The following is a 16,120-nucleotide window of genomic DNA, read 5'->3' as shown; positions in this document are numbered from 1 at the left end:
CTCACTCGCTCTCTCGGCGCAGCTGCGCCACCTCGGTGGCGGTCGGCACGGCGTCCTGTGCCCCTGGTCGGGTGACGGAGATGGCGGACGCTGCCGCCCCCCACCTGGCCGCATCGGCCAGCAGCGCCACGTCGGCGTCGTCGGGGGTGCGGCCCGATGCCTCCAGGCGTGCCGCCAGCACGCCGCAGAACGTGTCGCCGGCACCGGTGGTGTCGACGGCATCTGCGGGTACTGCGGCGACTTCGGCGCGATCGCCGTCGTGGACGATCAGAGACCCCTTCGCGCCCAGAGTGACGACGAGCGCGCGCACGCGCGCCGACAGCGAGAGCACGGCGCCATCGAGGTCGGCCGCGCCCGCGATCTCGAGCGCCTCGTGCTCGTTGACGACGAGCACGTCGATCTCGGCGAACAGGGCATCCGCCGCGCCGGCGAACGGCGCCGACGGAGCGGCGTTGAGCACATGCCAGGCGCCGACGGGGCGAGCGCCCGCGGCATCCTGCACGAGCGACACGGGCACCTCGAGCTGGGTCAGCAGCACCCGCGAGCGCGCGACGACCGCGCGCTGACCATCTGTCAGACGCTCGAGGGCGGCGTTGGCCCCCGGCACGACGACGATGATGTTCTCGGCGTGCTCGTCGACCGCGATCAGCGCGGTGCCGCTCGGGCCCTCCATCTCGGCGAGTCCCGACACGTCAATGCCGTCGCGCTCGAGAGCGGCACGCAGCGAGGCGCCGTCGGAATCCGTTCCGACAGCTCCCACGAACGCGACCTCCGCACCGCCCGCACGTCGCGCGGCGACCGCCTGGTTGGCGCCCTTGCCGCCTCCGGAGCGGGTGAGCGAGCTTGCCAGAACGGTCTCGCCAGGCATGGGTACGCGCTGGACGCGGGCCACCACGTCCTGATTGACGCTACCGACGATGACGACGCTCACGACCCCGCCTCCGACAGGCGCAGGGTGCGCTCGGCGAGCTCGCGGATCGACCGCTCGGCACCGCCCGGCATCGATGTCGCGATGCTGTCGCGCAGCGGGGCCGTCCAGGCCGCGTCGATCGCGTCGGCGCCGATCAGCCCGCCGACCACCGAGCCGACGGTCGCACCGGCGGAGTCGGTGTCCCACCCGCCGGCCACCGCCAGGGCGATCGCCTGGCCGAAGTCGGCACCGTGCGCCTGCACCGCGCAGGCGATGAGCGCGGCGTTGTTGAGCGTGTGCACCCAGTGCATGCCGGCGAACTCGTCGTGCAGGGCGTCCAGAGCCGCATCGAGGGTCAGAGCTCCCGATGAGAGCGCCCGCCCGGTCTCGCGCCCGAGACGCACCGCCGCGGCGAGCCGGGATGCCGGTGGCACTGCCGCATCTGCTGCGTCCAGCGCATCGTCGGCCGTCTCGACGACGATCGAGGCCGCACACAGCGCGGCGACCCAGATCTCGCCGTAGATGCCGTTGCGGGTGTGACTCAGGCGCGCGTCGAGCCATGCCGAGCGCGCCGCCGCCCTGACGTCGCCGGGGTGGGCCCAGCCATGCACGTCGGCGCGGATCAGAGCGCCGATCCACTCGCGGAACGGGTTCAAGTGGGTTGCGGTCTCGGGCACGGGCCTCGCATCGAGGATGTTCCGGTATGCGGCCCGCTCGGCCGTGAACACGCGTCCGGCGGGGAGGGAGGCGAGCCACGCCTGAGCGATGTCGTCGGTCGTCAGCCGCCCGCCGTGCCGCTCGAGCAGGTCGAGGGCGAGGATCGGGAAGTTGAGGTCGTCGTCTTCGGGCATCCCGTCGATGTTCTCGACGAGCGATGTGGGCGCCGAGCGGCGGTTCCACGGCCACCGCTCGGCGATCTCCGCCGGCAGGCCCTGGGCGGTGAAGTAGGTGCGGATCGGCCAGTTGCCCGTGGCCCGCGCGATCTGCTCGATCCCCTCGCGGGGGATCTTCTCGACGGGCTTGCCGAGCAGGCATCCGGCCGCTCGCCCGGCCCACGCCCCGCGCATCCGGTCGAGCGCGGTCGTCGTGGGCAGTGCGGGGGCGTCGGGCAGCAGCGCCGCGATGGCGTCCCATTCGTCGGGCTCGTCGTCGCTCGGCCGCTGCAGGTCATGCAGCTCGTCGAGCACGGCGCGGGCGAGTGCGCGCAGCTCAGCGCTGGCCGGCGTCGTGCTGGCGCCCGACGGCGCGAGCACCGTCGAGCCGCCCGCTGACGCCCATCGCTGCTCGATCGGCGTCAGCTCCGACTCCGCGACGCCCTGCTCGCGCAGGGCGGCGAACTCCGCCGGAACGAGGTCTTCTGGCTGGGCCCAGGTCAGTCTCACGCGGTCGCCTCCGCGCCGAGCATCTCGCGCAGGCTCGCTGCGCGTCGCGCCGCCCGCTCCGCATCCGCCGCGGCGACGTCGCGCACGACCTCGGTCATCGCCGCCGTCACGCCCTCGAGGTCGAGGCGGCTCGCGGTGGTCACGTCGTGCACCCATTCGGCGGGGATCGCATCGATCCCGCCCAGACCGCCGCAGATGGCCCCGGCCATCGTCGCGATGGAGTCCGAGTCGCGCCCGTAGTTCACCGCATCGAGAACGGCGGCGCGAGCGTCGCCGTCGTGCGCGACCACGAAGCCGAGGGCGACGGGCAGCTCCTCGATCGACTTCGTCCGCGAGGGCAGCCTGGCGTCCATCGCCGGTGCACGGTACTGGTCGCCGACCGTGTCGTACGGCCTGACGGCGGCGCGGATGACGCGACCCAGCTCACGCGGATCCTCCGACCCGCCGCCGGCGACGAACCCGTCGACGGCGTCCAGAACGGCGGCGATCGCCGCGGCCGTGCCGTCGTGCGCGACCTCGGTCACCGCCGCACGCACATCCGCCACCGACGCGCCGGGCGCGGCAGACGCCGCCACGGCCGCGGCGAACACGCCGGCCGCCTCACGCCCGTACGACGACTGGTGGGCGCCGGCGAGATCGATGGCCTCGGCGTAGGCACCGTGGGGATCGCCGATGTGCACGAGCCCGACCGGCGCCATGTACATGGTGGCGCCGCAGTTGACGATGTTGCCGACGCCAGCCTCGCGGGGATCGGCGTGGCCGTAGTGCAGCTTGGCGACGATCCACTTCTCGGCCAGGAACACCCGCTGCAGGATGAGCGCCTGGTCTTCGAGCTCGGGGATCCACCGGCGCTCGCCGATCATCAGCGGCACGAGGTCGGCTGCGACGTCGAACGCGTCGAGGTGACGACGCCGCTTGGCGTAGACCTCGATGAGGGCGTGGGTCATCAGGGTGTCGTCCGTGACGTGCCCGTCGCCCTTGTGGTACGGCGCGATCGGGCGAGCCGTGCGCCAGTCGTCGAGGAACGGTCCGACGATGCCCTCGACCCGACCTCCGTGCCGCTCCTCGATCTGCTCGGGGGTCCACCCCTCGGTCGCTCCGCCGAGCGCATCGCCCACGGCGGCTCCTGCAAGCACTCCGGCCACTCGGCCCTGCAGCACGTCCATCCCACTCCTCGTCTCGTGTGTGTCTTCTGCCCGGGGTGAGACGGGCGCCATGCCCGTCTCACCCCGTTCTGCCTCCCGCCGCCGGCATGCAGCCGGCGGCGTTCAGCGCGCCGGCGCTCAGCCCGCCGGCGCTCAGCCTGCCGGCGCTCAGCCTGCGATGTCGGCCCAGCCGTCGGAGAGCTGGGTCGCCAGCTGCTCCTTGCTGATCTTGTCGGCCAGGTACTGCTGGAAGGCCGGCGTCGCGATGGTGTCCTTCCACTCCGTGTACTTGTCGGCCTTGAGGAACGGCGGACCCTCGAGACCCTCGCCGGATGCGAGCACCTGCGTCCATGCCGGGTTGTCGGCGGCCTTCTTCTCGAGCGCCGAGCGGGCCTCGCCCGACGACGGGATCAGCGCGTCGGCGTAGGCGATCTCGGCGAGGTTGTCGGCGCCCATGAAGTAGTTCAGGAACTCCGCAGACTCCTCGACGTGCTCGGAGTCGACGTTCACCGAGTAGGTCTGCGGGTTGGCGGCCTGCAGCGCGCCCGCCGAGCCCTCGATCGGGGGCAGCGCCACCCAGTTGAAGCCCTCGGGGGCGTCCTTGGCGATGTTGGTCACCTGGAACGATCCCTGCACGGTCATCGCGACCTTGCCGCCGTAGAACGATGCGAGGACGTCCGAGCCCGACTGCGTGAGCGACGTCAGGTCGAGTGACTTGTCGCCGTAGGCCATCTCATGGATGCGCTCGGGCACGGCCAGCTCATCGTCGCCGACCTCGATCTTCGCGTCATCGCCCTCGCCCGAGAAGTAGCCACCGTCGAAGCCGAGCGCGAGGCTCATCATCGTCGCGGTCGGCGAAGCGAGGCCCCATCCGAGGCCCTTGTGCTCGGGCGTGGTGGTCGCGCGCGCGATCTCGGCGAGCTCATCCCACGTCATGGTGTCCCCTGTGGGGATCTCCACGCCGGCCTGCTCGAGCAGATCGGCGTTCGCGAATGCCATGTACGACTGCAGCGTCGACGGATAGGCGATGATCTCGTCGCCCACCGTCACCGAGTCCCAAATGCCCTCCGAGATGTCCGACTTCAGGTCGGGGTCGATGTACTCGCTCAGGTCGGCGAGGTACCCGTCCGCCGCGAACGAGACGATCGAGCTCGCCTCGAAGTGGATGATGTCGGGAGCAGTTCCGCCGGTGAACTGCGTGATCAGCTTGTCGTAGGTGCCGTCCCACCCGGCCTGGATGATCTCGACCTGCACGTCGGGATTCTCGCTGTTCCAGCCGTCGACGATCTTCTTGATCGCCGCCTGGGTGGTGGGCTGGTCCGACAGCGACTGGAACTGCAGGGTGACGGCGCCGTCCTCCCCGTCTCCCGAGCCGCGCGTCGCGCTTCCCTGGGTGCATGACGTGAGCGCCAGCGCTGCGACGCCGGCGAGTGCGATGGCGCCGATGCCTCGGATTCTCTTCATGGTGATCGCCTTTCAGTGATGCGGTGGTTCTGGTGGTGGAGGGGTTCAGCCCTTGACGGCACCGGCGAGCATGCCGCCGGTGAGCTTCTTCTGGAGGATGCCGAAGATGATGAGCGACGGGATCGTCGCGAGCACCGCGCCTGCGGCGAGCGGGCCGAGCTGCGTCTGCCCCTCGGCGCCCAGGAAGGAGCGCAGGGCGATGGGCAGGGTGTACAGCTCCGGGCTCTGCAGCAGCACGAGGGCGAGGAAGAACTCGTTCCACGCTGATACGAAGGTGAACATCGCTGTCGCGACGAGTCCCGGCGCGAGCAGTGGCAGCACGACCCGGCGCAGGATGGTGATCCTGTTCGCACCGTCCATCTCGGCAGCCTCTTCGAGCTCGACGGGGATGGCGGCGACGTACCCCTGCAGCATCCACAGGGTGAACGGCATGGTGAAGGTGACGTACACGAGGATGAGCCCGAGGAGGGTGTCGTTGAGGCTGATCGATCGCAGCAGCAGGAACAGCGGGATGATGATCAGGATGCTCGGGAAGACCTGGCTCGTGAGGATCCAGATGGTGCCGGCGGCGCGCAGCCGTCCCTGCAGGCGGGCGAGGGCGTAGGCCATCGGCATCGACAGCAGGACGGTGATGATCATGGTCGCCACTGCCACGAGCAGCGAGTTCATCGCCGCGGGGATGAGGTTCTGACGCTCGAGCGCGCTGGCGTAGTTCGAGAAGTCCCACTGCGCGGGGATGAGGTTCACCGCGAGCGAGTTGAGCTCCTGCGACGACTTGAACGATGCCGACACGAGCCACACCAGCGGGAAGCCGAGGAAGGCGAGGAAGAACGCCAGCGCCGCGTACATCAGGACGGTCGCGTACCAGGGGCGTCTGGCGGTCATGCGCGCACCCCCTTGTTCTGGCGGAACTGGTTGATCAGGTACAGCGAGAGGATGATCAGGATCGCGACCACGAGGACGTTGCCCATCGCCGACGCCGCACCGATCTCGCGGTTGCGGAACGCCTCGAGGTAGGTGAACAGGGGCGGGATCATGGTCTGCCCGCCTGGTCCGCCCTCGGTGAGCACGTAGATGAGGCCGAACGAGTTGAACTGCCAGATGAAGTCGAGCGAGGTGACGGCGAAGATCACGGGACGCAGCGCCGGGAGCGTGACGTGCCAGAAGCGGCGGAACACGCCGGCGCCGTCGACGGCCGCCGCCTCGTGCTGCTCGGCCGAGATCGCCTGCATTCCGGCGAGCAGCAGCACCGTCGTCTGCGGGATGCCCGACCAGACGCCCACGACGATGACCGCGGGCAGCGCGGTCGAGAAGTCGCCGAGCCAGTTGACGCCCGGGATGCCGAACCAGCTGAGCATTCCGTTGAGCGGACCCGAGTTCGGGTTGTAGATCATGCGCCACACGATCGCGATCACGACGGGCGGCATCGCCCACGGGATGAGAGCGAGCACGCGGGTGAGCCCCTTCAGGCGCAGGTTGCTGTTGAGCAGCAGAGCGAGGCACATGGCGCAGACGAGCGTCAGCAGCGCGACCGATGCCGACCAGACGAGTCCGATGCCGAACGAGCCCCAGAACCGCTGATTGCCGGCGAGGTCGATGTAGTTCTCGACCCCGTTGAAGCTGATCTCGGCGTTGCGCTTGAGCGTGGCGTCGGTGAAGCCGATCGCGACGCCGCTCACCAGCGGGATCACCGAGAAGATGATGATCGGCAGCAGTGCGGGGATGACGAGCGCGATCGCCTCCTTGCGCTGCGCGCGAGTGCGCGCGCCGATCTGGCGCACCTTGTGCGGAGCCTTCGCGCGCTTCTCTGCGGTGATGCTCATCCGGCTGCCCTCCCGAGATCGACGGGGGCGAGCGGGATGCCCGCGCGGGCCGTGTTCTCGACGGTCGATCCGCGCACGACGAGACGAGGGGCGACAGCGACGGTCTGAGTGGGCCGCTCGCCGTCGGCGATGCGGGCGAGAAGCAGCTCGGCGGCGACGCGACCGCGCTCAGCTGCGCCCATGTCGACGCTGGTCAGCCCCGGGCGCATGACGGTGGCGAGCTCGGTGTCGTCGATGCCGGTGACGGCGAGGTCGCGGGGAACCGACAGCCCGAGGTCTTCGGCGGCGCGCAGCACCCCGACGCCGATGAGGTCGTTCGCGGCGATCACGGCCTGCGGTCGGTCGTCGCCGCCGAGCAGCGGCAGCGCCGCCTCGTAGCCGGCGGCGATCGTGAAGTCGGCAGCTACGACGCTCTGCGCGCGCAGCTCGGGGTGCGCGGCGATCGCGGCGGTGAAGCCGTCGCGGCGGAAGGCACCGGGCGTCGTGTCGACGGGACCGTTGATGAACGCCAGGTCGCGATGCGCGTTCTCGGCGAGGTGGTCGACGACCTGCCGCATGGCGGTGAGCGAGTCTGCACGCACGGTGTCGAACCCGGCATCCCCCGGCACCCGACCGAGTACGACGACCGGCACAGGCACGGCGGCCAGGGCGTCGAGCAGCTGCTTCGTGACGCGCAGCGGCGAGATGATGAGGCCGTCGACGTAGCCGCGGCTGAGGTCGCGCACGACGTCGACCGACGACGACGCGTCGCCGGTCGAAGAGACGATCAGGCGGTATCCGGATGCCGAGATGACCTTCTGGATGGCGGTCATCATCTCGACGTAGACGGGGTTGCCGATGTCGGCGACCGCGTACGCGAGCTGGAAGGTTCGCCCTCGTTTCAGCGACTGGGCCGTCGCGTCGGCGACATAGCCGAGCTCGGCGGCGGCCTTCTCGACCTTGGCGATGGTCTCGGCGCTGGCGATCTGCCCGTTGAGCGCGCGCGAGGCCGAGGCCACCGACACGCCTGCTCGTGCGGCGACCTGTGTGATCGTTGCTCGGGGCATGGACTCTCCCTTGAGTGCTGTAAACGTTCCCACCGTCGCTGTAAACGTTCTCATGAACGATCTGGCGAGTCAAGAGCTTCCGCGAGTGTTCCCCTGATGTGCGAACATCGATCTCGTGCCATTGCCCGGCGTTCGCTCTTATGTTCTAATCGTTGCATGAGATGGCAAGGACAAGCGGTCGACGATCGGGACGTCGACGCGCTGCCCGGCCTCGAGAGCCGCACCGGCATCGTCCGCTCGGTGACCACACCCGAGTTCGCCGGGATGACCTTTCACGAGGTGCTCGCGAAGTCGGCGCTGAACGCCGTGCCAGGCGCCTCGCGCATGCCGTTCGCGTGGACCGTGAATCCCTACCGCGGATGCAGCCATGCATGCGTGTACTGCTTCGCCCGCGGGACGCACGAGTACCTCGACCTCGACGGCGGCGCCGACTTCGACTCGCAGATCGTCGTGAAGACGAACATCGTCGAGGTCCTGCAGCGCGAGCTGCGGCGAGGATCGTGGAAGCACGAGACGGTGGCGCTCGGCACGAACACCGACCCGTACCAGCGCGCAGAGGGACGGTACAGGCTCATGCCGGGCATCGTGCAGGCGCTCGCCGATTCGGGCACGCCGATGTCGATCCTCACCAAGGGAACGCTGATCCGCCGCGACATACCCCTGCTCGTCGAGGCGGCCAAGCGGGTGCCGATCGACATACAGATGTCGATCGCGATGTACGACGAGGCGCTGCAGCACGCCATAGAGCCGGGCACGCCGAGCACGCAGGCGCGGCTCGACACGGTCCGTGCACTCAGCGATGCGGGCTTCCGCGTGGGCGTCTTCCTCATGCCGGTGCTGCCGCACCTGACCGACTCGCTCGCCGCCATCGACGAAGGGCTGCGCCGCATCAGGCAGTCGGGCGCCGACCACGTCGTCTACGGGTCGCTGCATCTGCGCCCTGGCGTGAAGCCGTGGTTCTTCCAGTGGCTCGAGCGCGAGCATCCCGAGCTGCTGTCGTCATACCGCGGCCTGTATCCGGGCGTCTCGGTCGAGGCACCGAAGGCCTACCGTCAGTGGCTCGCGCGACGCATCCGGCCGCTCATGCGCGTGCACGGGCTCGATGCCCGATCCGAGGAAGAGAACGACAGCATGCGCGGCCGGCGGATGCGACAGCGCCCCGCTCCGGCATCCGTCCGCACGACGACTCAGTCCGACATGCTCTTCTGAGCTCGTCCGGCGCTGCCTGCGGGCAGCTCCTCACGCGCGGCAGGCGGCTGGATGAGGAACACCAGCAAGAGCAGCGCAAGGGGGCCGAAGATCATCCCGAGCACGAACCACCCGAGTTTCGTGCGCCCCTGCATGCCGGCGAGCGCACTGATCACCAGAGCGATGCTGAACCATACCGTGCCCCCGGCCGTCGCCCACTCGTTCCAACCCATGGGTCCACACTATGTGGCGCTCGCAACTCAGGACGAATACGCAGAGACCGCCGGGATCCGGCCCTGAGGGCGCGGATCCCGACGGTCTCTCCTGAGTTGTGAACCGGCTCAGGCGGTGAGTTCGGCCTCACTCGGCATGCGGCCCGTGATCTCCTCGATCACGTCGTCGCCGGGAGCCGCCTGCTCGAACGGCGCGTCGATCTCGGCGCGACCCAGCAGGTCCTCCATGCGGCGGCGACGCTGACGGGTGATCAGCGTGACGACTCGGCCCGAGCGGCCGGCACGGCCGGTGCGGCCGGCGCGGTGCAGGTACGTCTTGTACTCGTCGGGAGCGTCGGCCTGCACGACCAGGTCGATGTCGTCGACGTGGATGCCACGGGCGGCGACATCGGTGGCGACGAGCACCTGCACCTTGCCTGCGGTCAGCTTCTGCAGGTTGCGCGTGCGCTTGGCCTGGTTGAGGTCACCGTGCAGCGAGACCGCGGCGATGCCGGCGTCTTCGAACTGCTCGGCGAGCATCTCGGCGTAGGCGCGGGTGCGCGCGAAGACCAGCGTCTGACCATCGCGGTCGACGAGCGAGGTGAGCACATCGGCCTTGTCACGGTGCTCGATCACGAGCACCCGGTGGTCGATGGTGCTCGAGTCCTGGTCTTCGCCCGCGACCTCGTAGACGGCCGGGTCGATCAGGAACTCGTCGACGATCGCGGCGACCTCGCGGTCGAGGGTCGCCGAGAACAGCAGCTTCTGGCTGGTCGCTCCGTCTTCGAGGGCCGTGCCGGTCTTGCGCAGGATGCGCTGCACCGGCTCGGCGAAGCCGAGCTCTGCCATGTGGTCGGCCTCGTCGAGCACGGCGATGCGCACCTCGGAGAGATCGAGCTTGCGCTGCTCGATGAGGTCTTCGATGCGACCGGGCGTGCCGATGATGATGTCGACGCCCTTGTTCAGCGCGCCCACCTGACGCGCCTGGGGCACGCCGCCGTAGATCTGCGTGGTGAACAGTCCGACGCTGCGCGCGATCGGCTGAACAGTGCGGTCGATCTGCAGGGCCAGCTCGCGGGTGGGGGCGAGGATGATCGCGCGTGGCTTGCGGCCGAACTCGCGGCGCTTGCCCTTCTGCGACAGCAGGATGCTCTCGACCAGGGGCGCGCCGAACGCGATCGTCTTGCCCGAGCCGGTGCGGCCCCGGCCGAGCACGTCGCGTCCCTGCAGGATGCTGGGGATCGTCGCTGCCTGGATCGGGAAGGGCGTCTCAGCGCCCATGTTCTTCAGGATCTCGACGATGTTCGATCCGATGCCGAGGTCGCCGAAGGTCACATCCGCGACCTCAGTGGCCTGCACGGCCTCTGCCTCGAGCCGCTCGTGCACGACGTCGGCCTGCTCGTCGCGCGCCTTGGCGGTCGACGTGGCGTTCCAGTCGCTGCGGTTCGGACGGTCGTCGCGGTTCTGACGCGCGGGACGCGCATCGCGGTCGAAGCGCGGGCGCTCCGCGCGGTCGAAGCGCGGGCGCTCGGTGCCACTGCGGCGGTCGTCGCGAGCAGGACGCGAGTCACGATCGAAACGGTCGCCGCGCGCCGGACGAGCGTCACGATCGAAGCGGTCGTTGCGCGTGTAGCCACCGCGGTCGTCGCGAGCCGGACGAGCGTCACGATCGAAGCGGTCGTTGCGGCCGTAACCACCACGGTCGTCGCGAGCCGGACGGGCATCGCGATCGAACCGGTCGTTGCGGGCCGGACGGGCATCGCGAGCCGGACGGGCATCGCGATCGAACCGGTCGCTGCGGCCGTAACCACCACGGTCGTCACGAGCCGGGCGCTCGTTGCGGTCAAAGCCGCCTCGGCGATCGTCACGGGCAGGGCGCTCGGTGCGGTCGAAGCCGCCTCGGCGATCGTCACGGGCGGGGCGCTCGGTGCGGTCGAACCGGTCGTTGCGGGCCGGACGGGCATCGCGATCGAACCGGTCATTGCGGCCGTAGCCACCACGGTCATCCCGTGCGGGGCGCCCATCGCGCCCGAAGCGGTCGTCCCGCGCCGGACGCGAGTCCCGGCCGAACCGGTCGTCCCGCGCCGGACGCGAGTCCCGGTCGAACCGGTCGTTGCGGTCGAAGCCGCGGCCGCCCTGGCGGTCGTCGCGGTCGTTGCGGTGGTGCGGCGCCTCGCGACGACCCGACTCGGCGCGGTTGCGGATCGAACGGGCCTCGTCGCGGCCTGCGCGCTGCGCATCCGACCAGCGACCCTTGGGTGCCGAGCCTTCGGCGTCCGCCGCGCGGTAGCCGCGGTGCTTCGGGCTCACGCTGCCGGGGCGGCGGTCGGCACGGGCATCCGACGAGAACGAGCGGCGGTCGCCGGCATCCCGACGATCGCTGTCACGCGAGGGGCGTCCGCCGGCGTGACGCTCGTGGAACGAGGGTCCGCTCTTCGCGTACCGCGGCTCGAAGTTGCGCGAGGGGCGTCCGCCCTTGGGCTTGCCATTCTTGGGCATGGTGTTTCCTGACTGTCTCTGACACGAGAACAGCGTCCCTTCCGCGGGCACAGAGATCAGCGCGCGTGGGACATACCCGGGCATCCGTCGGCCGGGGCCATTCATGTGATGGTTATGAACCATCGGCCCCTGGGCTCACAATGAGCGCTTGCGCTGCTCGGAAGAAACCGCTGGGAAGCGGGTGCCCGAAGCCGACTCGTTCCAGGATACCGGGGTTTGCTGGGAGAGTGCCCGCCGTACGATGGCGGCATGCCTCTTGACGACGTGATCGGCTCCCCCACCGGCATCCAGATCCACCTTCGCCGCGGTGATGTCACCGCCCAGATCGCGCAGGTCGGCGCTTCGCTCCGGCACCTGACCGTCGGCGGCGTCGAGATCGTGCCGCCCTATCCGGCCGACCAGCCGACGCCGTCGTGCTCAGGGGTGGTGCTCGTGCCGTGGCCGAACCGCATCCGCGACGGTGTCTGGCAGGACGGCGACACCGAACGCGCCCTCTCGATCAGCGAGCCCAAGTTCCGCAACGCGAGCCACGGACTGCTGCGCTTCAGCGCCTACGAGATCGCCGAGCACACCGACGAGTCGGTGACACTCGCCGCCACCGTCGTGCCGCAGACCGGGTATCCGTACGTCGTCGCGACGTCGGTCACGTACGCGCTGACGGATGGCGGAATCGACGTCACCCACTCCCTGACCAATCACTCCGCCGAACCCGCGCCTGTGGCGCTCGGCACGCATCCGTTCTTCGTGATCGGCGGTGTCGACGCGCGCGATCTCGTGCTGCGGCTGCCCGCCGAGACGTACTTCGAGACCGATGACCGGATGCTGCCGGTCGGGGAGAGCCCCGTGTCCGTCGGCACCGATCTGCGCGAGGGGCGCCGCCTCGGCGACGTGCAGCTCGACACCGGATATGCGAACCTGCACCGCGACGCCGACGGGTTCGCTCGCACCACCCTGACGGCTCCCGACGGACACGCGGTCACGCTGCAGCAGGGCGAGGGGTTCGACTTCGTGCAGGCCTTCACGAGCGCGAAGTACCCTGGCCAGCCTCTCGCCGTCGCCATCGAGCCCATGACCGCTCCGGCCGATGCGTTCAACTCCGGTCGCGGGCTGCGCCGGCTCGCCGAGGGCGAGTCGTGGACGCTGCGGTGGGGCATCCGCTTCGCCTGACGCGCTCGCACACCCGCCGCGTCGGGTGAGAGATCAGAAACGCACCTCCGGATGCCCGTTCCGGTGCGTTTCCGACCTCTCGGGACCTCTCAGTCGTGGGCGCCGCCTGCGCGGAGCTGCCGGCGGGTGAGGGCGACGTCGGGATGACCGGCCGCGTCGGCCGGGTCGGCGTGGTCGACCGGGTCGGCGTGGTCGACCGGGTCGGCGTGGTCGGGCGTGGAGGGCAGCTCGCCGCGCTTCGCCCGACGCCGCTCCTTGGCACCCTCGACGAGGTTGTAGAGCGTCGGCAGCACGATGAGCGTCAGCACCGTCGACGAAACGAGACCGCCGATCACGACGATAGCGAGCGGCTGCGAGATGAACCCGCCGTGTCCGGTGATGCCGAGGGCCATGGGCGTGAGCGCGAAGATCGTCGCCAGCGCCGTCATGAGGATCGGACGCAGGCGCTTCTCGCCACCCGCCATCACCGCCTCCGGCGTCGACAGCCCCTTCTCGCGGTACTGGTTGACGAGGTCGACGAGCACGATCGCGTTGGTCACCACGATGCCGATCAGCATCAGCACGCCGATCAGCGACGCGACGCCCAGCGGCACCCCGGTGACGATCTGCAGCAGGATCGCCCCCGTCGCGGCGAACGGCACCGACACGAGCAGCAGCAGCGGCTGACGCAGCGACTTGAACGTCGCGACCATCACCACGTACACGATGAGGATCGCCGCGAGCATCGCGAGTCCGAGCTGCGAGAACGACTCGGTCTGCTGCTCGGCGACGCCCCCGACTTCGGCGCGCGCGCCGTCGGGCAGGTCGACCTTGTCGAGGGCTGCGCTGACCGATGCCGTGGCGACGGCCAGATCGTCGGACGCCGGCGGCACGGTGATCGTGGCGGTGCGGCGACCCTGCTCTGTCGAGATCGACGTCGGTCCGTTGCGCTGCTCGACCGTCGCGAGATCCTGCAGCTGCGCCGGTCCTGTCGCCGTCGGGATGGTGAGCTTCTTCAGCGCATCGACGGATGCCGGCGGCTCGGGGTCGACGAGGTAGACGGTGAGCGCCGAGTCGTCGACCTCGACCGAGCCGATCTGCTGCGGGCGCATCGTGTTCGACACGATCGACCCGACGGCGACCTCCGACAGGCCGCGCGCGGCGGCGGCCTCGCGGTCGACGACCACGGCGATGTACGGCAGCGACGCCGCCAGGTTGTTCGTGACCTGGCCGATGCCGTCGCGCCCCTCGAGCTCCTTCATGAGGGCATCGGTGCCGGCCTGCAGGTCGTCGGCGTTCGGCGCAGTGACGGTGATCTCGATGTCGCTCGAGCCGAAGCCGCCGGACGATGCGCCGACCGAGACCTCGCCGACGTCGTCGATCGCGTCGAGCTTCTTCTGCACGTCGGCGCGCAGCGTCTCCTGGTCGGCGTGGTCGCTGGTCTGGATCGAGTAGGTGATGCCGGCGCCGCCCGAGAAGGCGTCGCGCAGGGCCGAGCCGCTCGAGCCGATCGACGCCTGCACGTGGGTGATGCCGTCGACGCCGTCGAGCGCCTCCTCGACCTTCTTCGCGGCCTCGGACTTCGCCTCGAGACTCGCGGTTTCGCCGATGTCCTGCGTGACGGTCATCGTGTTCTGACCCGAGTCGCTGAGGAAGTTGATCTTCATCAGCGGGGCGGCGGCCAGCGTTCCGGCGAGCACGACCACGGCCAGCACCACCGTGATCGCGGAGTGCTTGAGCGTCCACCCGAGGATGGGCCGGTAGAGACGCTGGAGGGGAGTGGGAGGGGCATCCGGATGCTCGGGGTCGATCCGCGAGCCGTCCTCGGCGAGCAGCGGCCTGCCCGGCCGCAGGAACCAGTACGCGAGCACGGGCACGATCGTCAGTGAGACGAGCAGCGAGGCGACCATGGCGATCGTGACGGTCATCGCGAACGGCCGGAACAGCTCGCCGACCATGTCGCCGACGAACACGATCGGCAGGAACACGGCGACGGTGGTGATGGTCGACGCGGTGATGGCGGATGCCACCTCGCGCACGGCCAGCCGGATGGCGTCGCCCTTGTCGGCGCCCTCGACGTAGTGCCTCTTGATGTTCTCGATCACGACGATCGAGTCGTCGACGACGCGCCCGATGGCAATGGTGAGCGCACCGAGGGTCAGCACGTTCAGCGAGTACCCGAACGCCTGCAGCCCGATGAAGGTGATCAGCACGCTGGTGGGGATAGAGATCGCGGTGACGAGCGTCGAGCGGATCGAGAGCAGGAAGACGAGGATCACGATCACCGCGAACGCGAGCCCCAGCATGCCCTCGGTCGCGAGCGTCTCGATCGACTGCTGGATGTAGGGCGCCTGGTCGAAGATGACGGTGAACTCGGCGTCGGGGAAGGCGTCGCCGAGCTCGTCGAGTGCGGCGAGCACGCCCTGCGAGACCTCGACGGTGTTCGCGGCGGGCAGCTTGGTCACCGCGATCGACAGGGCGTCTTCGCCGTCGACCCGCGAGATCGAGGTCACGGGGTCGCTGACCTGCGCGACCGTCGCGACCTCGCCGATCGTGAGGTCGGTGCCCGCGAGAGGCAGAACCGCCACGTCGTCGGCCGAGGTGAGCTTCGCACCGGACTGCACCGTGAGCGTCTCGTCACCCTCGGTGATGTCACCACCGGGCAGCAGTGCCCCGTTCTGCTGCAGCGCCTGGCGGATCGCCTGCGTGCTCTGCCCAGCGCGGAACAGCTTCTGCTCGTCGGGCGTGATCGTGATGCGCTGACCGACGCCGCCGACGATCTGCGCGGCGTTGACGCCGTCGACGTCCTCCAGCTCGGGGACCACGGTGGTCTCGAGATCCTGCTGCGCGGTCTCTGAGTCGCCGAACCCGGTGACCGCGATCTGGATGACGGGGAAGTCGTCGATCGAGACGCTGAGCACCTGCGGGCTCACGTCGTCCGGCAGCTGCCGCGAGATGCGGTTGATCGCCTGCTGCATCTTCTGCTCTGCCGTGGCGAGGTCGGTGCCGTAGGCGAACATCGCCTGCACGATCGAGGCGTCGGTCGTGCTTGTGGCGCTGCTCGACTCGAGGCCGGGTACGCCCTGGATGGCGTTCTCGATGGGCGTCGACACGTCGTTCTCGACGACCTCGGGCGAGGCGCCGGGGTAGGTGGTCATGACCACCAGTGCGGGCAGCTCGAGCGAGGGGATCAGCTCCTGCTTGAGGTTCGTGAGGGCCAGGCCGCCGAAGACGGCGGACACGATGGTGATCAGCGCGATGAGTGCGCGGTTGCGCAGGCTGAGAACGGAGAGGTTCGACACGGG

General features: G+C 69.7%; 12 protein-coding genes. 2 read left to right on the top strand and 10 right to left on the bottom strand.

Features of this window, described 5'->3' with window-relative positions; all coding sequences use genetic code 11:
* Position 1: 1 nt before the first annotated feature.
* The 7 genes from JOE67_RS10295 to JOE67_RS10265 form a co-directional block, all read right to left on the bottom strand.
* The gene (locus JOE67_RS10295) at positions 2-931 is read right to left on the bottom strand and encodes a PfkB family carbohydrate kinase (protein WP_204975487.1); all 930 of its coding nucleotides are present in this window, start codon (positions 929-931) and stop codon (positions 2-4) included.
* On the bottom strand, positions 928-2,292 hold the full coding sequence (locus JOE67_RS10290; RefSeq protein ID WP_204975486.1) for an ADP-ribosylglycohydrolase family protein: 1,365 nt from the start codon (positions 2,290-2,292) through the stop codon (positions 928-930). Before JOE67_RS10290 ends, JOE67_RS10295 begins: the two co-directional genes overlap by 4 nt.
* Positions 2,289-3,458 carry an ADP-ribosylglycohydrolase family protein gene (locus tag JOE67_RS10285; RefSeq protein WP_204975485.1) on the bottom strand — a complete coding sequence of 390 codons (1,170 nt, stop codon included), beginning with the start codon at positions 3,456-3,458 and terminating at the stop codon, positions 2,289-2,291. Before JOE67_RS10285 ends, JOE67_RS10290 begins: the two co-directional genes overlap by 4 nt.
* Positions 3,459-3,605: 147 nt before the next feature.
* A complete protein-coding gene (locus JOE67_RS10280; protein ID WP_204975484.1) occupies positions 3,606-4,901 on the bottom strand; it encodes an ABC transporter substrate-binding protein in 1,296 nt (431 codons plus the stop codon).
* Positions 4,902-4,946: 45 nt separating this feature from the next.
* Positions 4,947-5,786, bottom strand: a complete 840-nt coding sequence (locus tag JOE67_RS10275) for a carbohydrate ABC transporter permease (protein WP_204975483.1) — start codon at positions 5,784-5,786, stop codon at positions 4,947-4,949.
* Positions 5,783-6,724, bottom strand: a complete 942-nt coding sequence (locus JOE67_RS10270) for a carbohydrate ABC transporter permease (RefSeq protein WP_239528081.1) — start codon at positions 6,722-6,724, stop codon at positions 5,783-5,785. The genes JOE67_RS10275 and JOE67_RS10270 overlap by 4 nt, the downstream gene beginning before the upstream one ends.
* Positions 6,721-7,770, bottom strand: a complete 1,050-nt coding sequence (locus tag JOE67_RS10265) for a LacI family DNA-binding transcriptional regulator (protein WP_204975482.1) — start codon at positions 7,768-7,770, stop codon at positions 6,721-6,723. Before JOE67_RS10265 ends, JOE67_RS10270 begins: the two co-directional genes overlap by 4 nt.
* Positions 7,771-7,926: 156 nt before the next feature.
* On the opposite strand from JOE67_RS10265, the gene JOE67_RS10260 reads away from it, so the two are divergent.
* Positions 7,927-8,979: an Rv2578c family radical SAM protein gene (locus JOE67_RS10260; protein WP_204975481.1), complete on the top strand. Its 1,053-nt coding sequence runs from the start codon at positions 7,927-7,929 to the stop codon at positions 8,977-8,979.
* On the opposite strand, the gene JOE67_RS10255 is transcribed toward JOE67_RS10260, so the two are convergent.
* A complete protein-coding gene (locus JOE67_RS10255) occupies positions 8,958-9,191 on the bottom strand; it encodes a hypothetical protein (protein ID WP_204975480.1) in 234 nt (77 codons plus the stop codon). The two genes, JOE67_RS10260 and JOE67_RS10255, sit on opposite strands and share 22 nt — an antisense overlap.
* Positions 9,192-9,299: 108 nt before the next feature.
* Complete coding sequence (locus tag JOE67_RS10250; RefSeq protein ID WP_204975479.1) at positions 9,300-11,669, bottom strand: DEAD/DEAH box helicase; 2,370 nt, start codon at positions 11,667-11,669, stop codon at positions 9,300-9,302.
* Positions 11,670-11,918: 249 nt separating this feature from the next.
* Between JOE67_RS10250 and JOE67_RS10245 the strand changes: the two genes are divergently transcribed.
* The gene (locus tag JOE67_RS10245) at positions 11,919-12,836 is read left to right on the top strand and encodes an aldose 1-epimerase family protein (RefSeq protein WP_204975478.1); all 918 of its coding nucleotides are present in this window, start codon (positions 11,919-11,921) and stop codon (positions 12,834-12,836) included.
* 89 nt (positions 12,837-12,925) lie between these two features.
* Here the strand turns inward: JOE67_RS10245 and JOE67_RS10240 are convergent, their stop codons facing one another.
* On the bottom strand, positions 12,926-16,117 hold the full coding sequence (locus JOE67_RS10240) for an efflux RND transporter permease subunit (RefSeq protein WP_204975477.1): 3,192 nt from the start codon (positions 16,115-16,117) through the stop codon (positions 12,926-12,928).
* Positions 16,118-16,120 lie beyond the last annotated feature (3 nt).

The organism is Microbacterium esteraromaticum, assembly GCF_016907315.1.
Lineage (GTDB): Bacteria > Actinomycetota > Actinomycetes > Actinomycetales > Microbacteriaceae > Microbacterium > Microbacterium esteraromaticum.
Note: the sequence above shows the minus strand (reverse complement) of the source record. Positions and strands in the feature narration are given on the sequence as shown.

Bases quoted from the DNA above. Each gene is read 5' to 3' on its own strand.
- JOE67_RS10285 (WP_204975485.1), bottom strand. From the start codon at position 3,458: ATGGACGTGCTGCAGGGCCGAGTGGCCGGAGTGCTTGCAGGAGCCGCC.
- JOE67_RS10280 (WP_204975484.1), bottom strand. From the start codon at position 4,901: ATGAAGAGAATCCGAGGCATCGGCGCCATCGCACTCGCCGGCGTCGCA.
- JOE67_RS10275 (WP_204975483.1), bottom strand. From the start codon at position 5,786: ATGACCGCCAGACGCCCCTGGTACGCGACCGTCCTGATGTACGCGGCG.
- JOE67_RS10270 (WP_239528081.1), bottom strand. From the start codon at position 6,724: ATGAGCATCACCGCAGAGAAGCGCGCGAAGGCTCCGCACAAGGTGCGC.
- JOE67_RS10265 (WP_204975482.1), bottom strand. From the start codon at position 7,770: ATGCCCCGAGCAACGATCACACAGGTCGCCGCACGAGCAGGCGTGTCG.
- JOE67_RS10260 (WP_204975481.1), top strand. From the start codon at position 7,927: ATGAGATGGCAAGGACAAGCGGTCGACGATCGGGACGTCGACGCGCTG.
- JOE67_RS10255 (WP_204975480.1), bottom strand. From the start codon at position 9,191: ATGGGTTGGAACGAGTGGGCGACGGCCGGGGGCACGGTATGGTTCAGC.
- JOE67_RS10250 (WP_204975479.1), bottom strand. From the start codon at position 11,669: ATGCCCAAGAATGGCAAGCCCAAGGGCGGACGCCCCTCGCGCAACTTC.
- JOE67_RS10245 (WP_204975478.1), top strand. From the start codon at position 11,919: ATGCCTCTTGACGACGTGATCGGCTCCCCCACCGGCATCCAGATCCAC.